The sequence below is a fragment of the Frigoribacterium sp. RIT-PI-h genome (assembly GCF_001297205.1).
In the GTDB taxonomy this organism is placed as follows: domain Bacteria; phylum Actinomycetota; class Actinomycetes; order Actinomycetales; family Microbacteriaceae; genus Frigoribacterium.
In genome coordinates this window covers 27,540-47,125 of the sequence record NZ_LHOZ01000068.1, presented here as the reverse complement: position 1 = coordinate 47,125, position 19,586 = coordinate 27,540, and the positions used below count along the sequence as shown (strand labels likewise).

Here is a 19,586-nt window from a genome sequence, read left to right as displayed (position 1 = left end):
GCCCCATCCCGCCTAGCGTCCGATGCATGACCGTCACCCTGCCTCCCGCCGCCCGCCTCGACGACCGGACCGTGGTCGTCACCGGAGCCAGCTCGGGCATCGGCCGCGCCGCCGCCCGTGAGCTCGCCCGCCGTGGTGCCACCGTCGCCGTGGTCGGTCGCAACCCCGACCGCACCCGCACGGTCGCCCACGAGATCGGTGGCACCGCCTACCTCGCCGACTTCTCCGACCTGTCGACCGTGCGCGAGCTCGCCGACCAGCTGCTCGCCGAGAACCCCCGCATCCACGTGCTCGCCAACAACGCGGGCGCCACGATCCCCGAGCGTGCGCTCACGGTCGACGGGCACGAGACGACGTTCCAGGGCAACCACCTCGCTCCCTTCCTGTTGACCGCGTTGCTGACGCCGCGCCTCCTCGAGACGGCGAAGGAGGCGCCGGCCGGGTCGGTCCGCATCGTCCAGACCTCGAGTGCCGGCAACCTCTTCGGCAAGGTCGACCTGGACGACCTCGACAACGCGCGGGGTGCGTGGGCCGGCGGCTTCCGCGCCTACGGCACGTCGAAGCTGCTCAACGTGCTGTTCACCCGCGAGCTGGCCCGACGCCTGCCGCGCGCCGGCGGCGGGGTCGACGCGTTCGCGTTCCACCCCGGGTTCGTCGCCTCGGGCTTCGGTGGCGACGGCGCCTTCATGACCGCGGCCAAGCGCCTCGCGGTGTCCACCGAGGACGGCGCCGAGCCGCTGATCCGCCTCGCGGGTGCCGCGACCGTGCCGGCACCGAGCGGCAACTACTTCGATCGCCTGAAAGCACCCGGCCGCGTCGCCCGTCAGGCGAATGACGCCGACCTCGCCCGTCGCCTCTGGGAGGAGAGCGCCCGCCTGCTCGACCTCGACGAGACCATCTGACCCGGGCGGGCGCCTGCCGCCCTCGCCCGTACCGCCCCGCGCCAGACCGTCGAGTGGTCCCGAATCGTCCTTCCCTGGCGATCGAAGGACGTTCTGGGACCACTCGTCGGAGGGACGAGGAGGCGCGGGGCGGGCGAGGTGCGCGGCCCGCGACCCGGCCGCCCAAGTCCCAGCAAGTGCCCAGCCGGTGTGGGTGCACCGAGTGCGTCGCTGCACTTAGTGTAGGCAGGTGACCGTCAAGACCCTGGTGCCCGACCGCCGTGCCGCCCTCAAGGCGAAGCACCGTCAGGCCATCGTCGACGCCGCCGACGCGCTCATCGCCGAACGGGGGGCTCCCCGCTTCAGCGTCGACGAGCTCGCCGAGCGGGCCGACGTCTCCCGGCGCACGGTCTTCAACCACTTCTCGTCGCTCGACGAGGTCGTCATGACGGCCTGCACCCGCGTGCTCACGGGCGCCGTCGACGAGTTCCGGGCCGCGACCGCCGCGACGCCCGTCGGTGACGGCAGCCGCGCCTCCTTGTTCGCCGAGGTCATCCAGGCCATGCAGGGCATCGACCTGCCGGCCGTCGTCTCGTACCTCTGGGGCGTCCTCGGCGACGACGGCAGCGACCCGCGGTCGCACAGCCTGATCCAGGACGTCTTCACCCGCGTCACCGAGCAGCTCTCGATCGAGATGGCCGAGCGCAGCCCCGCCACCGACCCGCTCGAGGCCGAGGTGCTGGTCAGCTCGCTGATGAACGGCATCGCCGTCGTGGCCCGCCACTGGATCATGCGGACCGGCGCGGTCGTCGACGCCGACAGCCGCGACGTCTGGGCCGACCTGCTCGACCGCATGACGACGAGCATCCGCACCGGTTACGGGACGACGCCGACGCCCACCCCGGCAGCAGCCGCCCCGACGGCGCCCGACCCGACCACCCCCTGACCCGTCGGCCGGCGTCCCCGGCCGACCCGCACCTCCTTCTCGACGACGCGACGTGAGGCCCACCCCCGCAACCCGCATCACCCCGCACCACCCCTGGAGGAACAGACACCCATGGCATCCCTGCTCTATCGACTCGGCCGGTTCTCGGCCCGGCGGGCCTGGCTCGTCATCGTGGCCTGGCTGGTCGTGCTCGGCCTCGCCGGCGGCGCCTTCGCGCTGTTCGGCGGCACGCTGACCACCGCCCTCAGCACCCCCGGCACGGCGCCCCAGCAGGCGAGCGACGAGCGCGCCGAGACGGTCCCCCCGGCGAGCGGCGGCGCCGGCACGGTGGTCTTCACGACCACCGACGACTCGGCCTTCACCGACCAGCAGAAGTCCGACATCGCGGCCCTGCTGACCGACGCGAAAGAGCTGGACGACGTCAAGGGCACCACCGACCCCTTCGCGACCCAGCAGCAGATCGACGACCAGGCCCAGAAGATCACGGACGGCCGCGCGCAGATCACCGCGGGCGAGGCCCAGATCACCTCGGGCCAGGCACAGATCGACGCCGCCCAGGCGCAGATCGACGCCGGCCAGCAGCAGCTCGACGCCGCCAAGGCCCAGGCACAGGCCGCCGGTGGGGCCGCGCTCGCCGCCGCCACGCCGCAGCTCGACGCGCAGCAGGCCCAGCTCGACGCCGGGAAGCAGCAGATCGCCACGCAGCAGTCCACCCTCGACTCCGGCAAGGCCGAGCTCGAGACGCAGGGCGCCACGCTCGAGCAGGGCGCCTCGTTGCTCGAGCTGACCGACGGCATCCGCCAGGTGTCGACCGACGGCACCACGGCCGTCGCCAGCATCCAGTTCGACAAGGCGCTCAACCTCGTCACCAGCGAGAACAAAGAGGCCGTCGTCGAGGCGATGAACGACGCCGACATCGACGGCGTCGAGGTCGAGGTGTCGAACGACATCGCCGCTAGCATCCCCGAGATCCTCGGCCCGGGCGAGGTGGCCGGCGTCGTCATCGCCGCCATCGTGCTGTTCGTCATGCTCGGCACCCTGATCGGTGCGGGGCTGCCCCTGATCAACGCCCTGATCGGCGTCGGCGTCGGCGTGCTCGCCTCGCTGTCGCTCTCGGGCGCCGTCGAGATGCTGTCGGTCACGCCCGTGCTGGGCGTCATGCTCGGCCTCGCGGTCGGCATCGACTACTCGCTGTTCATCCTCAACCGGCACCGCACCCAACTGAAAGAGGGGGTGCCGCTGCACGAGTCGATCGGCCTGGCCAACGGCACGTCGGGCAACGCGGTCGTCTTTGCCGGCTCGACCGTGCTGATCGCCCTGCTCGCGCTCAACTTGACCGGCATCCCGTTCCTCGGCCTGATGGGCACCGTCGGCGCGGTCTGCGTGTTCGTCGCGATCCTGATCGCCATCACGCTCACCCCGGCGCTGCTGCGCCTCGTCGGCCTGCGCATCCTCACCAAGAAGGCCCGCAAGGCCGTCGGCAACACGGGTGCCGTCCGGGTGCCCACCAAGCCGATGAGCACCACGCGGGCCGTGCTGACCCTCGTGGCCGGCGTCGCCGTGCTGTTGATCGTCGCGATCCCCGCGCTCTCGATGCGCCTCGGCCTGCCCGCCGGGTCGTCCGAGCCGGTCGACTCGAGCGCCTACAAGGCGTACAAGCTGATCGACGAGAAGTTCGGCGCCGGCGTCAACGGCCCCCTGGTCGTCGTCGCCGACCTGCCGACCGCGATCTCCGAGGACGACCTCGTCTCGGAGCAGGTGCGCATCGGCACGATCCTCAAGGACCAGGACGACGTCGCCGCGGTCGCCCCCATCGGCGCCTCGGACGACGACACCCTGCTGGCGTGCCCGGTCGGGCCGACGGGCGGTCCGCCCGCCGAGTCGACCGAGCAGCTCGTGCGCGACCTGCGCGGGCTCGACATCGACGACGTCTCGTCGCTCGGCGTCGCCGGCAACGCCTCGGGCAACATCGACGTCAGCGAGAAACTCGCCGGAGCCCTGCCGCTCTACCTGCTCGTCGTCGTCGGCCTCTCGTTGATCATCCTGATCTTCGTGTTCCGGTCGATCCTCGTGCCGATCACCGCCACCATCGGGTTCGTGCTGTCGCTGTTCGCCGCGTTCGGCGGCGTCACCGCGGTGTTCCAATGGGGCTGGCTCGGCCCGGTCTTCGGGGTGCACGACCCGGGTCCGATCCTGAGCTTCCTGCCGATCCTGATGGTCGGCGTGCTGTTCGGGCTCGCGATGGACTACCAGCTGTTCCTGGTCAGCGGCATGCGCGAGGCGTACGCCCACGGCTCGTCGGCCCGCCTGGCGGTGCAGCGCGGCGTCCACGCCGGTCGCACGGGGGTCACGGCCGCGGCCCTGATCATGACGGCGGTCTTCTCGGGCTTCGTGTTCTCGAACTCGGTGATGATCCAGTCGATCGGCCTCGGCCTGGCGCTGGGCGTGCTCGTCGACGCGTTCGTCGTGCGCCTGCTGCTGATCCCGGCCGTGATGCACCTGCTCGGCGACGCCGCGTGGTGGCTGCCGAAATGGCTCGACCGCATCCTGCCCGACGTCGACGTCGAGGGCGCCTCCCTCGAGCGGTCGCAGCCGCACGCCTCGGCCGGTGACGCCGCGGGTGCGGGCTCGGACTCGGGCGCAGGTGCAGGTGCAGGTGCGGGCTCGGCCTCGGCCTCGGCCTCGGCCTCGGGTGACGGGCACGTCTCGCACGTCGACCCGGCGGCTCCCATCGACGCCGTCCCCGACGGCAGCGACCCCGACCACCACGGGCGCCACGCGGGCTGACCCTGCGCGTCGCACCACCGACCGGACGTCGTACCGCCGAACACGGCGGTGCGACGTCCGTTTCGTGGTGCCTCGGGGCCGGCGCCCGCCTCGTGGACGCGACCCGCGCCTCCGGAACCGGCGAAGCGTTCCGGGTCGAACCGTCGATGCGCCGTCGAACCGCGCATCTGCATGGTTCGACGGCGCACCGGTGGTGCGACCCCGACCGCAGGAGGCGCGGCCCCGTTGCCGCCGGAGCCCCACCGCCCTAGGGTGGCCCGGTGATCACCCCGTCCGCACCTGCGACGCCCTCCGGGCGTGAGGGGGTCGTCGGCGCCGCGTGCGCCGGCTGCAGGTAGTCGTGTCTCCGCAGCGGATCGGCCGTCCGGGTCGATCCGTGCATCGCCGTGCCGCGCGGGCTTGAGCCCCGGCACGGTCCCACGAGAACACCCGGGTCGGCCGACGCGTCGACGGCGGGCAGCCGGGCGGTCACCGACCGCCCGTGCCCGCGGACGTCGCCGCCCCGGGCCCGACGACCGGAGAACCACATGATCCCCCTGACCGAGAAGACCGTCCGCGCCTCGTTCGTCAACGCGAGCCGCAAGGAAGCCACCGACCTCACCCTGCCCCCGGGCTTCGCCGACCTCGACTGGGCCGACCTCGAGTACCTCGGCTGGCGCGACCCCAAGCTCGCCCGCCGGGCCTACGTCGTCGTGCCGACCCTCGACGCGGACGGCCGCCCGGGCCCCGCGGTCGCCGGCGTCGTGCTGCGCCAGGCCGAGGCGTCGCCCCGTCAGCGCGCCCAGTGCACCTGGTGCCAGGACGTCCGACTGCCGGCCGACGTGCTGTTCTACGCCGCCAAGCGCGCGGGCGCGGCCGGACGCAACGGTGACACCGTGGGCACGCTCGTCTGCGGCGGGTTCGAGTGCTCGGACAACGTGCACGTGCTGCCGCCCGAGGCCTACCTCGGGTTCGACGTCGAGGCCGCCCGGCTCGAACGCATCGCGAGCCTGCGCGTGCGGGCCGCGGGGTTCGTCGAGAACGTGCGCCGCGCCTCCTGACCCGCGCCGCGCCTCCTGACCCGGCGAGAACCGGGACGCAGGAGGCGCGGGTCGGCCCGCTCACGGACCCCGGCGGTACCCTGGTGGGCATGTCGTCCCCCGCCTGCCCGTCCCGCGCCCCGCGGCGGACGCGCACGGCGCAGCAGGCGTTCCCGAAGCGGCTCGTGCTGACGAAGCGCACCTGCGGCACGAACGGCTGGATGAGCCTCTGGGGCAGCAACGCCCACGGCGAGATCGCCGGCTGCCCGCCGCCCGTGGCGTAGAACCGCTCCTCGTCGTTGACGGGTCGAGCGGACGCCCCGCCCTCCTCACCGACGCTCCCGAAGGACGACGCCCATGACCGACCCCACCCCCCCCGCCGCTACGCCCACTTCTCCTGCTCCCGCCCACGCGCCCCACGCCGAGGGTCGGGCCGCACGCCTCTCGCGCTTCCTCAGCCGCGACACGACCGGCGGCCTGCTGCTGCTCGTGGCGACCGTGCTCGCGCTCGTCCTGGCGAACAGCCCGGCCGGCTCGTTCTACTCGGCCGTGCGCGACGTGTCGTTCGGACCCGAATCCCTGCACCTGAACCTCAGCGTCGGCACCTGGGCGGCCGACGGCCTGCTCGCGATCTTCTTCTTCGTCGTCGGTCTCGAGCTGAAGCAGGAGTTCGTCGCCGGCTCGCTGCGCGACCCTCGCGTGGCCACGCTGCCCATCGCGGCGGCGGTCGGCGGCGTCGTGCTGCCCGCCCTGATCTTCACGCTGGTCAACCTGAACGCCGGCCCCGACGCCCTGCAGGGCTGGGCGATCCCGGCCGCGACCGACATCGCGTTCGCCGTCGCCGTGATCGCCGTCGTCGGCAAACGGCTGCCCCCGGCACTGCGCACCTTCTTGCTGACGCTCGCCGTGGTCGACGACCTGATCGCGATCACGATCATCGCCGTGTTCTACACGGCCGGCATCGCGTTCGTCCCGCTGCTGCTCGCCCTGCTGCCGCTGGCCGCGTTCGCCGTGCTCGTGCGGCGTGGGGTTCGCTCGTGGTGGCTGTTGATCCCGCTGGGCGTCGTCGCCTGGGCGCTGGTGCACGCGTCCGGTGTGCACGCCACCATCGCCGGCGTCGCCCTCGGGTTGCTCGTGCCGGCGGTCGCCACCGCTCGGGCCGGCGTGACGCACGTCGGCCCCGACGGCCACGAAGAACGCCACCCGTTGACGCATCACTTCGCCGAGAAGTGGAGCCCGATCTCGTCCGGCATCGCCGTGCCGATCTTCGCGTTCTTCTCGGCCGGAGTGACCGTCGGCGGCTTCGGCGGACTGACCGAGTCGCTGGGCGACAGCGTCGCGATCGGCATCGTCGTCGCACTCGTCCTCGGCAAGTCGATCGGCATCACGGGGGCGTCGCTGCTCGTCACCCGCCTGCCCGGCATCCGGCTCGACCCGAGCCTGCGCTGGGGCGACGTGCTCGGGCTGTCGTTCGTGGCCGGCATCGGGTTCACCGTGTCGTTGCTCGTCGGCGAGCTGGCCTACGGCACCGGCAGCGAGCAGGACGACGTGGTCAAGGTCGGCGTCCTCGTCGGCTCGCTCGTCTCGGCCCTGATCGGCGGCACGATCCTCGCCGTGCGCGGTCGGGCCCGGGCCCGCCTCGACGCCTGACGGGCCGCCGTCCGCCGAGACCCCCGGAACCCTCCGAGACCCCAGGAAGTCGCCGAGACCCCGGGGCGCGCACGAGGGTCTCGGCGAGTTCCCGGGGTCCGGCCGCCCTCCGTGCGCCGTCCTGCGTCGGCCGGGCCGCGCCTCCTGCGGTCGCGTGCCTCGGTCACGGCAGGGCAGGAGGCGCGGGTCAGCTCGCGGGCCGCGTCGCGACGGTCGCCTCCGCGGCCGCGACCAGCAGCGACGTCATCTCGGGCGTGGCGCCGCTCGCGTAGCCGACCTGGAGCCACGATCCGTCGCTCAGGAGGTCGATGTAGCACGAGCTGCCCTCGCGGGACACGCAGGTGACCGTCGCGGCGTCGGCCCCGGCGACCGTCACGGCCCGGCTGTCGTCGGTGGGCTCGTAAGCCCACTCGCCACCGGGCACGATCGTCACGCGGAACTCGCCGAAGGAGCCCTCCGGGAGCGGCCCCGTGGGGGGTGCGACCCAGCGGCAGTCGAGCGACGAGTCCTTCGTGTCCGAGATGCCGTCGACGGGAGGCGTCGAGACGTGCTCGTCCGGGCCGACGAGCGCAGGCGATCCGAGGATCGTCGGGATCGACGTGGCCTGCAGGGAGGCGCACGTCGCGTCGGCCCAGACGGTCTCGGGCGGTTGCCAGGCGGCGGTGGGAGCGAGCCCGCCCAGCGTCGACGTCAGGCTCTGCAACGCTCCCGAGACGTCGGCCTGCGCCCCCGTCGAGTCCCAGCCGCTCGCGGTCGGGTCGAACGAACCGGACGTGTCGTCGAGGAACGACAGCGAAATCCACCACGGTGCCGACACGACGGAAGCGCGACACGACGCCATCCCGTCCTCGCCACACGAGATCGACGACGTCTGCCCCACGCCCAGGCCGGGTTCACCCGCGGCCCGACGCTCCGCGTTCCACCGCGAGCCGGTCGTCACGTCGTCCGACACCCGGACGGTCACGTTCGCGAACGAGCCCGCCGTCGAGGTCCAGACGCACGAGAGGACGCCCTGCTGTGCCAGCCCCGCCTGACCGGTGCGGTCGTAGTCCGACGGCAGCAGTGCCGGGGCGTAGACCGGGTCGGGCACGAACGAGGTCAGGTCGATGCCGCTCGCCAGCGTCGCGCAGTCGATCGGCGCCGACGGCACCGGCGCGACCACGGGTGCCACCGTCGGCGTCGGCCGTGACGTCGCCGTCGGCGTGACGGTCGGCGTCGGGGTGGGCGTGCTCGTCGGCGTCGCCGGTGCCGAGGCCTGGAACGGCGAGGGCAGCATGCCGAGCGCCAGGGCCCCCGAACCACCGCCGATCGCCAGCAGGGCGGCCAGGCCGAGGCCGAGGCCGAGGTTCCGGTTGCGCTTGCGACGCGGGGACTCCGTGGTGCGTTCGAGGACGTTCTGCTTCATCGTGACGAGCATGCTGTTCAGCTCGTCCCCGGTGGGGGGCTCAGAGTTCATCGTTCATCACCGCCTTCTTCTTCAGTCGCGATCGGGTGCGCGACACGCGTTGCGTCACGGCGCCGATGCTCAGGCCGACCTGGGCGGCGGCCTCGCCGTAGGGGCGCCCTTCGATCAGGCAGAGCTCGACGATCTGCCGGTCGACCGGGCCGAGGGCGTCGATCTCGTCACGGACCCACCGCAGCCGGTCACGCGCCTCCTCGCCGTGGTCCGGGGCGACGAGGTCGTCGGGCAGCTCGTCGGTGGCGGCACGGGCCTGCTTGCGGCGCAGGTTCGCGGCGTGGTTGCGGCAGACGACCAACAGCCAGGGCAGCAGCGAGTCCTCGGGCAGGTCGATCTGGTCGACCTTCTTCCAGAGGGTCACGAACGTGTCCTGCACGATCTCCTCGACGTCCATCCGGGTCGCCGCCAGCGCCCACGCGTAACGGGTCACCGTCGCGGCGTGCCGGTCGAACAAGGCCGACAGGGCCCGTCGGTCACCCCCGACCGTGCGTCTGACGAGCTCGTCGTCGCCCTCCGTGTCGTGATCCACGTCCACCCCCTTCACTAGAGGAGTGTCGCGGAACCGGCGAACCTGACACGGGACCTCGGACGGGTCGGCGGGCGTCCCGTCTCCGTCCCCCGAGACCCCGGGAAGTCGCCGAGACCCCGGGGCGCGCACGAGGGTCTCGGCGAGTTCCCGGGGTCCGACGCGGGCCCGTCAGGGGCCCGGCCACCTGGGGTGGGTACGGTGTGCGCATGACCTCGACCCGCGCCTCCGTCCTGTTCGTCTGCCAGAAGAACGGGGGCAAGTCGCAGATGGCCGCCGGGCTGATGCGTGACCTCGCCGGCGACGAGGTCACCGTCGTGTCGGCCGGCACGAAACCCGGCACGGACCTCAACGCGCAGTCGGTCGAGTCGCTCGCCGAGCTCGGCATCGACCTCGGCGACGAGCACCCCAAGGCCCTCACCGAGCAGATGGTGCGCGACGCCGACGTGGTCGTCGTCCTCGGTCAGGAGGCGCGGGTCGACGAGGTCCCCGGCACCCGGTTCGAGACCTGGGTCACCGACGAACCCTCGGAGCGCGGCATCGAGGGCATGGAGCGCATGCGCCTCGTCCGCGACGACATCCGCGCCCGCGTCGCCGAGCTGCACGCCCGCCTCTGACGCCGAGACCCCAGGGGGTCGCCGAGACCCCGGCACGCGCCGGGGGGTCTCGGCGACTTCCCGGGGTCTCACGCGCGAACGGAGGCGGTGGCGACCTCTCAACGTCACCACCGCCTCCCGGGCCGCCGCTGCCACGGCCACGGCCCACCCGCGCCGACCCCCACCGTGAACCGGGGGTCGGGCGGGAGTCGAGCCGCCTACCCCTTGACGCCGCCCGCGCTCAGGCCGGACTGCCAGAAGCGCTGCAAGAACAGGAACGCCACGACCAGCGGCAGGATCGACACGAACGAGCCGGTCAGCACGGTCGAGAACAGCACCTGGGCGCCGCCGCCGCCGGTGGCCGCCTGCTGCCACTGCGCCAGGCCGACCGTCGCCGGGAAGAGCGACGGGTCGTTCAGCATGATCAGCGGCAGGAAGTAGTTGTTCCAGGTCGAGACCAGCGCGAACAGCAGCACCGTGACGATGCCCGGCGCGAGCAGCCGCGACGCGATGGTCAGGAAGATCCGCAGCTCGCCCGCCCCGTCGATCCGGGCCGCCTCGAGCAGGCTGTCGTCGACCGCCTCGCTCGCGTAGACGCGCATCAGGTAGACGCCGAACGGGCTGACCAGCGACGGCAGGATGATCGCCCAGGGGGTGTCGACGAGGTTCGCCGCGCTGAACAGCAGGTAGGTCGGGATCGCCAGCGCCGTCAGCGGCACCATGACGGCGCCGAGGATCAGCCCGAACACGAACGACTTGCCCTTGAAGACGTACTTGGCGAGCGAGTAGCCGCACATCGTGGCGAGCACCGCGGCACCGACCGAGCTGACGACGGCGTAGAGCACCGTGTTGCCCATCCACTGCACGAAGATGCCGTCCTGGAACGTGAACAGCTGCGCGAGGTTGTCGCCCAGGGCGAAGGTGCGGCCGAAGGCCAGGCCGAACGTCGAGAAGATGTCGCCGTTCGTCTTGGTCGCCTGGATCGCCAACCAGATCAGCGGCAGCAGGAAGTACGCCAGCGTGATCCACAGGAGCACGGTGAGGATCGGCGTCTTGCGCTTCGACCGCTCGACGCGACGTCGCGGGCGGCGCCGGCCCGCGCCTCCCGAGCTCTCGAGGCGGCGGACGGGGCGGTCGACCGACGTGGCCCCGGCGGTGTCGACGGGTGCGGGTGCGATCGTCACGACAGTCGCTCCTTGCGTGAGGTGGCGAGCTGCACCACGTAGCTGATGATCATGATGAGGAACCCCAGCAGGAACGCGATGGCCGCGGCGTAGTTGACGTCCTGGTTCTTGAACGCGACGTTGTACGCGTAGAGGTTCGGGGTGAAGTCCGAGCCGATCGCGTTGGGCGCGATGCTGTACAGCAGGTTCGGCTCGTTGAAGAGCTGGAACGACCCGATGACCGAGAAGATCACGGTCAGCAGGATCGCCGAGCGGATGGCCGGGATCTTGATGCTCCACGCCACCCGCCAGGGCCCGGCTCCGTCGATCTCGGCGGCCTCGTACATCTCGGTCGGCACGCTGCGCAGTGCGGCGTACAGCACGATCATGTTGTAGCCGATGAACTCCCAACTGACGATGTTCATCGTGCTGCCGAGCACGTTCTGCGGCGACAGCAGGTCGGGCGGGGTGAGCCCGAGACCGCTGATCACCTGGGCGATCAGGCCGGACTCGCGGCCGTAGAGGTAGCCCCACATCAGCGTCGCGACGACGCCGGGCACGGCGTAGGGCACGAAGATCGCGAGGCGGACGAACTTGCTGCCGGCGACCCGACCGGTGTCGAGGGCGAGCGCGACGAACAGGGCGATCACGAGCATGATCGGCACCTGCACGAAGAGGAACAGGGCGACCCGGCCGAGGCCGGCCCAGAAGCTCGGGTCGTTCAGCGCGCGGCTGTAGTTGGCGAGGCCCGAGAAGACCTGCCCGCCGACGAGCTGCGAGGTGAAGGTGCTCAGGTAGCCCGCGTAGCCGAGCGGCACGAGGAACATCGCCGCGAAGACGACCAGGAACGGGATCGCCAGCGCCCAGGCCGCGACGAGCTGCGGCCGGTGCAGCGAGCTCGTGCGCCGCGGGGTGGCGGGCTGACGGGACGAGGAGGCGCGGGTCGCGTCTCGACGAGGTGTGACGGAGGTGGACATGGGGGCTCCTTGCCGGGCCGAGGGGTGCCGCCCGCGGGCGGGCGGCACCCCGTGAGCGCTATTTGACGGTGAAGCCCTGCTGCTTCGCGTAGGCGGTGACGTCGTCCTGCCACGCCGTGAGGGCGGCGGACAGGTCGGAGTGGTCGGCGATGGCCTTGCCGAGCGTGTCGTTGAAGCTCGAGTAGACGTAGTCCATGAACGGCAGCCACTGGAAGTCGGTGCTGACCGTGTCCGAGACGCCGGCGAAGAGCTCGTTGACCTTCTGACCGCCGTAGAAGTCCGAGGCGGTGTCGGTGAAGTCGCTGCTCGACAGGGTGTCGGTCGTCGTCGGGAACAGGAACTGCTCGTTCGCGAAGGCGAGGGTCGACTCGGGATCGCTGTTCAGGAACTTGCTGAACTCGGCCGCGGCGATCGGGTTCTGCGTGCCCGTGATGACGGCGTCGCTCGATCCGCCCCAGTTGCCCGAGACGTCCTCGCCGGCCTTCCACTGCGGGATCTTCGCGGCGGTCCACTTGCCGCTCGTGTTCGCCGCCGTGCCCTGCAGGAAGACGGGGCCCCACGCGGCGGTCTGCCAGCTGGCGTACTTGCCCGACGAGAAGCCCTGGTACCAGGCGTCGTTGAAGTCGGCGTCGGTCGAGACGAGGTCCTTGTCGATGAGGTCCTGCCAGAAGGTCACGACCTTCTGCGTCTCGGTCGAGTCGAGGTCGATGCCGACGGTCTTGTCACCGTCGTACGAGAACGGCTTGGCGCCGGCCTGCCAGAACAGCCCGACGATCTGGCCGGGGTCGTTGCCGGGCAGGTTCGAGATGTACGAGTCGGTCTTGTCCTTGATCGTCTGCGCGTCGGTGGCGAAGTCGGCCCAGGTCTCGGGTGCCTTCGTCAGCCCGGCCTGCGCGTAGATGTCCGAGCGGTAGAGGTTGCCGAGCGGGCCCGAGTCCTGCGGCACCGACCAGACGCCGGTGTCGTCCGCGACCTGGTTCCAGACCCACGGGACGTACTTCGACTCGAGGTCCGCGCCTCCGTAGGGGGTCAGGTCGACGAGGCTGCCCGTCTGACGGAACGACGGGATGTACTGGTACTCGATCTGGGCGACGTCGGGCGCGCCCTTGCCGGCCTTCAGGGCCGTCCGCAGCTTCGGGTACTGCGCGGTGCCGGTGCCCACGTTGACGACGTCGACCTTGATCTTCGGGTACTTCGCCTCGAACAGGTCGACCTCCTTCTGGACGTCGGGCACCCAGGTCCAGAAGGTCAGGGTCGTGTCGGTGTCCATGGCCTCGTCGATGTCGGCCTGCGAGACGGGCGCGGTGTCGCCACCGCCACCCGCGCCTCCGCCGGACGGAGCGCAGCCGGTCAGCACGAACGCCGACACGACGGCGAGTGACACGAGCGCCTTTGCTGTGGTCTTTCTCTTCATGGTGGTTCTTCCTCGAGGGGGTGGGGGAGTGGTGCGGCCGGGCGGGCGGGGGCGCGGCGGGGTCGCGGTGGGCGGCACGGACGAGGGGGATCTCATGACCGATCGGAACGACGGAGCGGACGAGCAGGGTGGCGCGGTGCCGCCGTACGGGCGGCCTCCGCAGGGCGGGCAGCCGCAGGGCGGACAGCCGCAGGGCGGGCAGCCCCAGCAGCCGCCGTACGGGCAGCCGACGCCTCCGCCGTACGGGCAGCAGGCGCCGTCCGGGCACCCCCCGCCACCGCCCCTGAACGACCCGCCGCAGCCCGGGTCCGCACAGCCCTCGTACGGCCAGCCCTCGTACGGCCAGGCGCCGTACGGCCAGACGCCGCAGGGGCCCGCCTCCGGCCAGGGCGGGGCCGTTCCCCTCTGGGCGCCTCTGTACGGAGCGGGTCCGGTCGCCGCGGTGAAGCGGTTCTTCAAGAAGTACGCCGACTTCACGGGGCGGGCGAGTCGCAGCGAGTACTGGTGGGTCGTCCTGGCGAACACGGTGATCTGGTTCGTGCTCAGCATCGTCGGGTTCCTCGCGGGCCTCCCGGGGAGCACGACGGACTACGACGGCACCCTCGAGCCCGGACCGGGTTTCATCCCCTTCGGCTTCGTCCTCGCGGTCCTGCTCTTCGGGACGATCGTGCCGTTCCTGTCTCTCGGAGCCCGACGACTGCACGACATCGACCTCAGCGGGTGGTTGCAGCTGATCAACCTCGTGCCCTCCCTCGGCGGGTTCGTCCTCTTCATCCTGTCGCTGCTCGGCCCGAAGCCCGCCGGTGCCCGGTTCGACCGGCCCAGAGCCTGAGGGCCGAATGCGTCGACCGTGGTCAGGGGCTTCCGCGGAGTCTTGCGTCGACGGGACGTGACCGTCGGCGAACCGCGCCGCAGTCAGGCCCGGCGGGATCTCGTCGATCGGGTGCTCGTCGAGTTGAACGCACTCGACCCGTACGGGCTCGAGCCCGGTGCCGAGGACGGCGCCCCGTGGGACGAGTACGAGCTCGAGGCCGTCCCGATGGTGCGTGAGCTGATCTCGGCCGGGGGCATCACCGGCGACCGGGTCGACGCGATCTGGACGGCATGGTTCGGCGAGACGCTGAGCGGGCGCACGGACCCGTCCCGGTTCGAGGCGTTCCTCGCCCGGTTGAACGCGGTGGGGCCGTGGCCTCAAGGGCGCTCGTAGCACGTCGACTCCGGCCGCATCGAGGTGCATCTCCGGCGGTAGCGTGAACCGGTGTCCTCCCACCTCCGCCTGATCGACCCGCGAGACGCCTCCGAGCTGGCACGAGCGTTGACGCGCAACCGTGAGTTCCTGGCTCCTTGGGACCCCGTGCGCGGTGACGCCTACTTCACGCCCGAGGGGCAACTGTCGGTCATCTCGTCGCTGCTGGCGCAACGGTCCCGGGGCGAGGCGCAGCCGTTCGTCATCGTCGACGAGGGCGCCGTGGTGGGCAGGCTGACCCTGAGCGGGATCGCCCGGGGCCCGTTCCGGTCCTGCGACCTCGGCTACTGGCTGTCGGAGGACCGCAACGGGCGGGGCATCATGACGTCGGCCGTCGGCGAGGCCGTCGACTGGGCATTCGGCGAGGCCGGCCTCCACCGCGTCCAGGCGGGGACGCTCCGTCACAACGTCGCCTCGCAACGTGTCCTGCGGAAGGCCGGCTTCGAGCAGTACGGCATCGCGCCGTCCTACCTCGAGATCGCGGGACGCTGGCAGGACCACGTGCTGTTCCAGCGGATCGACGACTCGACAGGCCGGTGATCCGCCCGAGACGGTCCCTGCTGTTCCCTCCGAGGACGAGACCCCTGCTGCCGTTCGCCCGCCTGATCCGGTAGGTACCGGATCGAGTGATGAGCGAGGTCCCCCTAATGGAAGAGCAGACGCGGGTGGACGGGCAGTCGCGGTTCAGGGCGTCGCGAGCAACGCGGTGATCGCAGTCCACGCCCGCGCGCCGAGCTCTCGGTCCGCGGCCTCGGTGCCGCCCCGCCGCATGGTCGAGCCGCCCCACACCACCGACTCCCCGGGCAGGATCGTCCGGTGCCCGGCAGCGGCGCCCGCCACCACGACGGTGTCGGCACCGTGCTCCGCCCGCCGACGCCGGATGTTCTCCGCATGCTGCGCGCTCGACCACACCTGATCGTCACCTCCCGCGACCACGACGACGTCGGCGATCCGCTCGACCGCGATCACCGCCGCGGCCACTCGGTCCGCGAACATCCGTCGCGACCGCTCGTACACCGGCAAGAAGTGAGGAAGCGCGTCCGTCCCCCAGTCGTCCTGGTCGACCGGCACGAACGGCACGGGTGCCCCACCCCACGACCAGTGCGAGCGTTCGGCACCGGCCGGGTCGTAGCCCGCCCACACGACGTCCGACGGGGCGAACGCGACCACACCCGACGCCTCCGGGGCTCGGGCGGCGGTCACCAGGGCGGCTTCGGCCCCGAACGACGTCCCGACGATCCAGACCCGGTCGCTCTCGCTCGCGAGGGCGTCCCCCCGGTCCACGAACGTCTCGAGCGGGACGGCCCACGGCCCGACACTCTGTCCCTCACCCCCGAACCACCGGATCGACTCGGCCAGGCAGCCCCGCGACGCGCAGAGCCGAGCACGCTCGACGCCCACCCGCCCACCCGAGCCCGCCAGCACGAGGACGCCGTCGCCCGAGTGGTGCTCGGGCACCCAGCGCACCCCGTCGGGCCGGACGAGGTCGATCCGACGGAGGCCGGGCACGGCGGGCGGGGCCGGCACAGCCCAGCGACCCCGCCGAGTGCGGCCCTGAGCGCCCCGCCCTGCCGCGGACCGCCGTGCCCCTCGCCCGCGACGACGGTGAGGGTGCTCGCCGGCCACGCGCGATGCAAACGCCACGGAGTGGCTGCGGGGCCGCTCACATCGCGGCGGCCGTGCACGAGCGCGGCGGGAACGCGATCGACCCGTGGCAGCCGCGCCATGACCGACCGCTCGCCCGACAAGAAGCCGTCGTTGCTCCAGTAATGGGTGACGAGCGTGGCGAACGCCTCCCGTCGCCCGGGCCCCAGGTGCCCCTGCGCGCGGGAGTCCGGGTCGTCGAGGCTGACGTGGACGCTCTCCCACCGGTCCCAACTCGCCGCGGCGGCCGCACGATCGGCCTCGTCGTCGGAAGCCAGCCGTCTCGCGTACGCGTCGGCCGGTCTCTCGTCGTCGCGCCGCCTGCTCTCGCGGTCGAACACGGCCCACTCCTCGGGGAACAGCCGTCCGACCCCCTCGGTGATCCAGTCGACCTCCTCGCGGCTCGTGGTCGTGACCGCCATGAGCGCCAGGGCTCGGACGCGGTCCGGGTGCTCCTCGGCGTAGGCGAGCGCGAGCGTGGTTCCCCACGAGACCCCGCCGACCACCCAGCGCTCGATGCCGAGCCGTTCGCGGACCTCCTCGAGGTCGGCGACGAGCCGCGGTGTCGTGTGCCGCCCGAGCCCGGCCAGGTCGTCGACGACGTTGGGGGTGCTGCGCCCGGACCCGCGCTGGTCGATGCCGACCAACCGGAAGGCCCGTGGATCGAACGACCGTCGGTAGCCGCCGAGACCGAGCGAGCCGCCGGGTCCGCCGTGCAACCAGAGGGCGGGGACGCCGTCGGCACGCCCCGACTCCTCGACGTAGAGCGAGGCGCCGTCCGTCGTCTCGAGGAAACCCGTCCGATACGGGTCGTGCGGCGGGTAGGTCATGCGGCCACCGTAGTCACCGACCCGCCGCACGTGCGGCGAACCCCGCGCGGCTGCCGGGTCGTCCCGTCGGCAAATCCTGACTCCTGTCGCGGCCGCGCCCGTCCCACGCCGATCCCGGCACCCGGCCGCAACGCCAGCCCGGAATTGCCGACACCGACACCGGCGGAGAACCCGAACCACTGAGGGCCCGCGCCGTCGTGCGACGGCAGGGGAGGCAGCCCCGACAGAGCCCCGTGTCCCCGGCGGCGAGCGCCGAGCGGCCCGTCAGGGCCGGCAGGAGGCGCGGTGCGTCAGCCGCCGGAGCATCGGCCACGAGGGCGCCGAGCACGACCAGCGACTGACGACCCGCGACCTCGGGAGCCTGCCCGTCGAGCCCGCCGGCCGTCCGGAGATCGCCCGTGTGCACCATGAGCTCGAGGACGCGCGTCGGCAGGTACTCCTCGAGCCGCCACTCGCCGACCGGCGTCTCCACCCGCGCGTCCGCAGTCCGTCCGGCCACCACGCCGGTCACCCGTCGCACAAGGGCCTCGACGCTCTCGGGCAGGTCGGCGCCGAGGTCGCGTCCCGCGCGCCTCCCCCTCTCGGCGACCTCGTCCGGATCGGCGCGGCCGCCCCGGACCGCCCGGTGGTAGTCGACGGCGAGGCGGTCGGGCTCGGCCGGCCCGGGCCGCAGGTACTGCTCGACCGTGAGCAGGGCCCTCGACGTGTGCCCGACGAGGTCACGGCGGCTCCACGCGCCGAGGGCCGGGGCCTCCCACGGGGCCGGGGGCCGGTCGAGCTCGTGCACCGTCTCGGCGAACCAGCGCGCCGCCGCCCCGAACGCGTCGCGGACCGTCTCGAAGCTCTCGTCCACGGGGTGAGCCTAGATCCGGCCACGACCCGCGTTCCAGGGCGTTCCGCCGGCCGTCGCCATGCCCTAGCCTCGCCCTCGTGGGGAAACGTCAGATCTACGTCGAGACCGTGATCGACGCCGACCTCGACCGGGTCTGGGCCGCCACGCAGGACCCCGCTCAGCACGTCCGTTGGGACGTCCGCTTCTCGAGCATCACCCCCGGGCCACCGGACGCCGACGGGTCGACACCGTTCCACTACGTCCGTCGCACGCCCGTCCACACCGTCGAGGGCACGGGCGTCAGCATCGGCGAGCGCCACGGCCCGGACGGCTCGCGCACCTCGGCCCTGCGGTTCGCGACCGACGACGTCCTCTCGCCGATCCGGGCCGGGCCCGGCTACGGGCGCCCCCTCCCGCCCGCCGCCGGACGGCCCCGCTCCGTCACCGGGTACGACTAGGACTCGGGCTGGGGTCCGCTCGCCCTGGTCGTGCGTCCGCTGCTCGGTTGGGCGACGGCGTTCAGCTTCGACCGCCTGCGCCTCTGGCTCGAGACCGGCCGCGAGCCGGAGCGGTGGCCGCTCACCAGCGCCCTCGCGTTCTGGCGTCGGGACCGGCCCCGCGCCTCCCGCACCCTGCGTGCGCCCGCGGGCGGCACGCGAGCGGGCGACCACCTGCGGGAGGCGCCGGTCACCCTGGCCACGCTGCCCGACCCCGCGAGGCGGTCACCCCGATGACGTCGATCTTCGAGCAGGCCCTCGGCGACGAGTTCGCGCGCCTGCACCCGATGATGCAGCGCCGATTCGGCGTCGGTCTGGACTCGGGCGAGGCCTGCGTGGGCCGGGGCGTCATGTCGTCGATCCGGCGGGGCCCGTGGTGGACCGTGCCGTTCCTGCAGATCGGGCGGTTGCGCAACATCCTGGTGCCCGACGTGGGCCACGACGTGCCCTTCGTCATCGAGAACTACCCGTACCGAGACGGGCTCGGACGCGAGACCGTCACCTTCGTCCGCTCGTACTCCGTGCCGCGCCGCCGCGTGGGCCGACGCCCGGTCCGCTTCGACGCGACGATGGTGCTCGACCGCGGGCGGGTGCTCGACTACCTCGGCACGCACCAGCACCTCGCGGTCGACCTCGACCTGACGGTCGACGACCGCGGCGGCCTCGTGCTCCGCTCGGAGGCGCAGCGCTTCCACGAGGGCCCCGTCTCGTTCCGCTTCCCGATGCTCTTCAGCGGCCGGGCCGAGCTGCACGAGTGGTGGTCGGACGAGGACGAGTCGTTCCACGTCGACCTCGAGGTGCACAACCACCGCTTCGGGTTCCTCTTCGGCTACCGCGGCCCCTTCACCTGCGAGTGGGTCGCCGCGTCCGACGCACCCGACCGGCTGAAGCCGAGACGCACCGAGGCCCGTCTCTAGGCCACGGAGGCGCGGCCCGACCACGGGGATCGAACGGGCTCACGAGCAAGCCCCCACCCCGAAGCGCGTCGGCATCTCCTGACCCCTGTCGCGGCCGCGCCCTTTCCAGGCCGATCCCGGAACAGCGCTGCCGCACCGACCAGGACTTGCCGACTCCCACGCCGCCTCCCACGCCGCCTCGGACACCGACGTCGAAACCGGG

General features: G+C 72.4%; 21 protein-coding genes. 13 read left to right on the top strand and 8 right to left on the bottom strand.

Going from position 1 to position 19,586, the window contains the following annotated elements; all coding sequences use genetic code 11:
• Positions 1–26: 26 nt before the first annotated feature.
• From AEQ27_RS08715 to nhaA, 6 genes are all read left to right on the top strand, one after another.
• Positions 27–902 (top strand): SDR family NAD(P)-dependent oxidoreductase, encoded by an 876-nt coding sequence (locus AEQ27_RS08715; protein ID WP_054146289.1) that lies wholly within the window; start codon positions 27–29, stop codon positions 900–902.
• Positions 903–1,131: 229 nt separating this feature from the next.
• Positions 1,132–1,827, top strand: a complete 696-nt coding sequence (locus tag AEQ27_RS08710) for a TetR/AcrR family transcriptional regulator (protein ID WP_054146288.1) — start codon at positions 1,132–1,134, stop codon at positions 1,825–1,827.
• Positions 1,828–1,938: 111 nt separating this feature from the next.
• The gene (locus AEQ27_RS08705; protein WP_082383373.1) at positions 1,939–4,614 is read left to right on the top strand and encodes an MMPL family transporter; all 2,676 of its coding nucleotides are present in this window, start codon (positions 1,939–1,941) and stop codon (positions 4,612–4,614) included.
• A gap of 527 nt (positions 4,615–5,141) precedes the next feature.
• Positions 5,142–5,654, top strand: a complete 513-nt coding sequence (locus tag AEQ27_RS08695) for an FBP domain-containing protein (protein WP_054146286.1) — start codon at positions 5,142–5,144, stop codon at positions 5,652–5,654.
• Between the two features lie 89 nt (positions 5,655–5,743).
• On the top strand, positions 5,744–5,917 hold the full coding sequence (locus tag AEQ27_RS18075; RefSeq protein ID WP_200908349.1) for a hypothetical protein: 174 nt from the start codon (positions 5,744–5,746) through the stop codon (positions 5,915–5,917).
• Positions 5,918–5,990: 73 nt separating this feature from the next.
• The gene (nhaA, locus tag AEQ27_RS08690; protein WP_054146285.1) at positions 5,991–7,283 is read left to right on the top strand and encodes a Na+/H+ antiporter NhaA; all 1,293 of its coding nucleotides are present in this window, start codon (positions 5,991–5,993) and stop codon (positions 7,281–7,283) included.
• Between the two features lie 187 nt (positions 7,284–7,470).
• On the opposite strand, the gene AEQ27_RS08685 is transcribed toward nhaA, so the two are convergent.
• Positions 7,471–8,739: a hypothetical protein gene (locus AEQ27_RS08685; protein WP_152970246.1), complete on the bottom strand. Its 1,269-nt coding sequence runs from the start codon at positions 8,737–8,739 to the stop codon at positions 7,471–7,473.
• Positions 8,729–9,271, bottom strand: coding sequence for an RNA polymerase sigma factor (locus AEQ27_RS08680; RefSeq protein ID WP_082383376.1), 543 nt, complete (start codon positions 9,269–9,271; stop codon positions 8,729–8,731). Before AEQ27_RS08680 ends, AEQ27_RS08685 begins: the two co-directional genes overlap by 11 nt.
• Before the next feature lie 206 nt (positions 9,272–9,477).
• On the opposite strand from AEQ27_RS08680, the gene AEQ27_RS08675 reads away from it, so the two are divergent.
• On the top strand, positions 9,478–9,885 hold the full coding sequence (locus tag AEQ27_RS08675) for a low molecular weight phosphatase family protein (RefSeq protein WP_054146295.1): 408 nt from the start codon (positions 9,478–9,480) through the stop codon (positions 9,883–9,885).
• Positions 9,886–10,082: 197 nt separating this feature from the next.
• On the opposite strand, the gene AEQ27_RS08670 is transcribed toward AEQ27_RS08675, so the two are convergent.
• Genes AEQ27_RS08670 through AEQ27_RS08660 form a run of 3 tightly spaced genes read right to left on the bottom strand, consistent with a single transcriptional unit; the run spans position 10,083 to position 13,418 of the window.
• Positions 10,083–11,042, bottom strand: coding sequence for a carbohydrate ABC transporter permease (locus AEQ27_RS08670; protein WP_054146294.1), 960 nt, complete (start codon positions 11,040–11,042; stop codon positions 10,083–10,085).
• A 2-nt stretch (positions 11,043–11,044) separates the two neighbouring features.
• The gene (locus tag AEQ27_RS08665) at positions 11,045–12,004 is read right to left on the bottom strand and encodes a carbohydrate ABC transporter permease (protein WP_071256095.1); all 960 of its coding nucleotides are present in this window, start codon (positions 12,002–12,004) and stop codon (positions 11,045–11,047) included.
• Between the two features lie 58 nt (positions 12,005–12,062).
• Positions 12,063–13,418 (bottom strand): ABC transporter substrate-binding protein, encoded by a 1,356-nt coding sequence (locus AEQ27_RS08660; RefSeq protein WP_054146282.1) that lies wholly within the window; start codon positions 13,416–13,418, stop codon positions 12,063–12,065.
• Between the two features lie 94 nt (positions 13,419–13,512).
• Here AEQ27_RS08660 and AEQ27_RS08655 point away from each other — a divergent pair, with 94 nt between their 5' ends.
• Genes AEQ27_RS08655 through AEQ27_RS08645 form a run of 3 tightly spaced genes read left to right on the top strand, consistent with a single transcriptional unit; the run spans position 13,513 to position 15,204 of the window.
• Positions 13,513–14,250, top strand: a complete 738-nt coding sequence (locus AEQ27_RS08655; protein WP_235451033.1) for a DUF805 domain-containing protein — start codon at positions 13,513–13,515, stop codon at positions 14,248–14,250.
• 57 nt (positions 14,251–14,307) lie between these two features.
• Positions 14,308–14,625 (top strand): hypothetical protein, encoded by a 318-nt coding sequence (locus AEQ27_RS08650; protein WP_054146281.1) that lies wholly within the window; start codon positions 14,308–14,310, stop codon positions 14,623–14,625.
• Positions 14,626–14,676: 51 nt separating this feature from the next.
• Positions 14,677–15,204, top strand: a complete 528-nt coding sequence (locus AEQ27_RS08645) for a GNAT family N-acetyltransferase (RefSeq protein WP_054146280.1) — start codon at positions 14,677–14,679, stop codon at positions 15,202–15,204.
• Positions 15,205–15,348: 144 nt separating this feature from the next.
• Here the strand turns inward: AEQ27_RS08645 and AEQ27_RS08640 are convergent, their stop codons facing one another.
• Genes AEQ27_RS08640 through AEQ27_RS08630 form a run of 3 tightly spaced genes read right to left on the bottom strand, consistent with a single transcriptional unit; the run spans position 15,349 to position 17,991 of the window.
• Complete coding sequence (locus AEQ27_RS08640) at positions 15,349–15,867, bottom strand: acyl-CoA thioester hydrolase/BAAT C-terminal domain-containing protein (RefSeq protein ID WP_235451032.1); 519 nt, start codon at positions 15,865–15,867, stop codon at positions 15,349–15,351.
• Positions 15,864–17,138 carry an alpha/beta fold hydrolase gene (locus AEQ27_RS08635; protein ID WP_200908348.1) on the bottom strand — a complete coding sequence of 425 codons (1,275 nt, stop codon included), beginning with the start codon at positions 17,136–17,138 and terminating at the stop codon, positions 15,864–15,866. The genes AEQ27_RS08640 and AEQ27_RS08635 overlap by 4 nt, the downstream gene beginning before the upstream one ends.
• A gap of 13 nt (positions 17,139–17,151) precedes the next feature.
• The gene (locus AEQ27_RS08630) at positions 17,152–17,991 is read right to left on the bottom strand and encodes a maleylpyruvate isomerase N-terminal domain-containing protein (protein ID WP_054146278.1); all 840 of its coding nucleotides are present in this window, start codon (positions 17,989–17,991) and stop codon (positions 17,152–17,154) included.
• Between the two features lie 77 nt (positions 17,992–18,068).
• On the opposite strand from AEQ27_RS08630, the gene AEQ27_RS18070 reads away from it, so the two are divergent.
• The 3 genes from AEQ27_RS18070 to AEQ27_RS08620 are packed head-to-tail and all read left to right on the top strand — an operon-like array spanning position 18,069 to position 19,384.
• On the top strand, positions 18,069–18,428 hold the full coding sequence (locus tag AEQ27_RS18070) for a hypothetical protein (RefSeq protein ID WP_200908347.1): 360 nt from the start codon (positions 18,069–18,071) through the stop codon (positions 18,426–18,428).
• A 30-nt stretch (positions 18,429–18,458) separates the two neighbouring features.
• On the top strand, positions 18,459–18,704 hold the full coding sequence (locus tag AEQ27_RS18065; RefSeq protein ID WP_200908346.1) for a hypothetical protein: 246 nt from the start codon (positions 18,459–18,461) through the stop codon (positions 18,702–18,704).
• A complete protein-coding gene (locus AEQ27_RS08620; RefSeq protein WP_054146277.1) occupies positions 18,701–19,384 on the top strand; it encodes a DUF4166 domain-containing protein in 684 nt (227 codons plus the stop codon). Before AEQ27_RS18065 ends, AEQ27_RS08620 begins: the two co-directional genes overlap by 4 nt.
• The last annotated feature ends 202 nt before the right edge of the window (positions 19,385–19,586 follow it).

Bases quoted from the DNA above. Each gene is read 5' to 3' on its own strand.
- AEQ27_RS08660 (WP_054146282.1), bottom strand. From the start codon at position 13,418: ATGAAGAGAAAGACCACAGCAAAGGCGCTCGTGTCACTCGCCGTCGTG.
- AEQ27_RS08675 (WP_054146295.1), top strand. From the start codon at position 9,478: ATGACCTCGACCCGCGCCTCCGTCCTGTTCGTCTGCCAGAAGAACGGG.
- AEQ27_RS08620 (WP_054146277.1), top strand. From the start codon at position 18,701: ATGACGTCGATCTTCGAGCAGGCCCTCGGCGACGAGTTCGCGCGCCTG.
- AEQ27_RS18075 (WP_200908349.1), top strand. From the start codon at position 5,744: ATGTCGTCCCCCGCCTGCCCGTCCCGCGCCCCGCGGCGGACGCGCACG.
- nhaA (WP_054146285.1), top strand. From the start codon at position 5,991: ATGACCGACCCCACCCCCCCCGCCGCTACGCCCACTTCTCCTGCTCCC.
- AEQ27_RS08655 (WP_235451033.1), top strand. From the start codon at position 13,513: ATGACCGATCGGAACGACGGAGCGGACGAGCAGGGTGGCGCGGTGCCG.
- AEQ27_RS08695 (WP_054146286.1), top strand. From the start codon at position 5,142: ATGATCCCCCTGACCGAGAAGACCGTCCGCGCCTCGTTCGTCAACGCG.
- AEQ27_RS08715 (WP_054146289.1), top strand. From the start codon at position 27: ATGACCGTCACCCTGCCTCCCGCCGCCCGCCTCGACGACCGGACCGTG.
- AEQ27_RS08635 (WP_200908348.1), bottom strand. From the start codon at position 17,138: ATGACCTACCCGCCGCACGACCCGTATCGGACGGGTTTCCTCGAGACG.
- AEQ27_RS08705 (WP_082383373.1), top strand. From the start codon at position 1,939: ATGGCATCCCTGCTCTATCGACTCGGCCGGTTCTCGGCCCGGCGGGCC.
- AEQ27_RS08665 (WP_071256095.1), bottom strand. From the start codon at position 12,004: ATGTCCACCTCCGTCACACCTCGTCGAGACGCGACCCGCGCCTCCTCG.
- AEQ27_RS08685 (WP_152970246.1), bottom strand. From the start codon at position 8,739: ATGAACTCTGAGCCCCCCACCGGGGACGAGCTGAACAGCATGCTCGTC.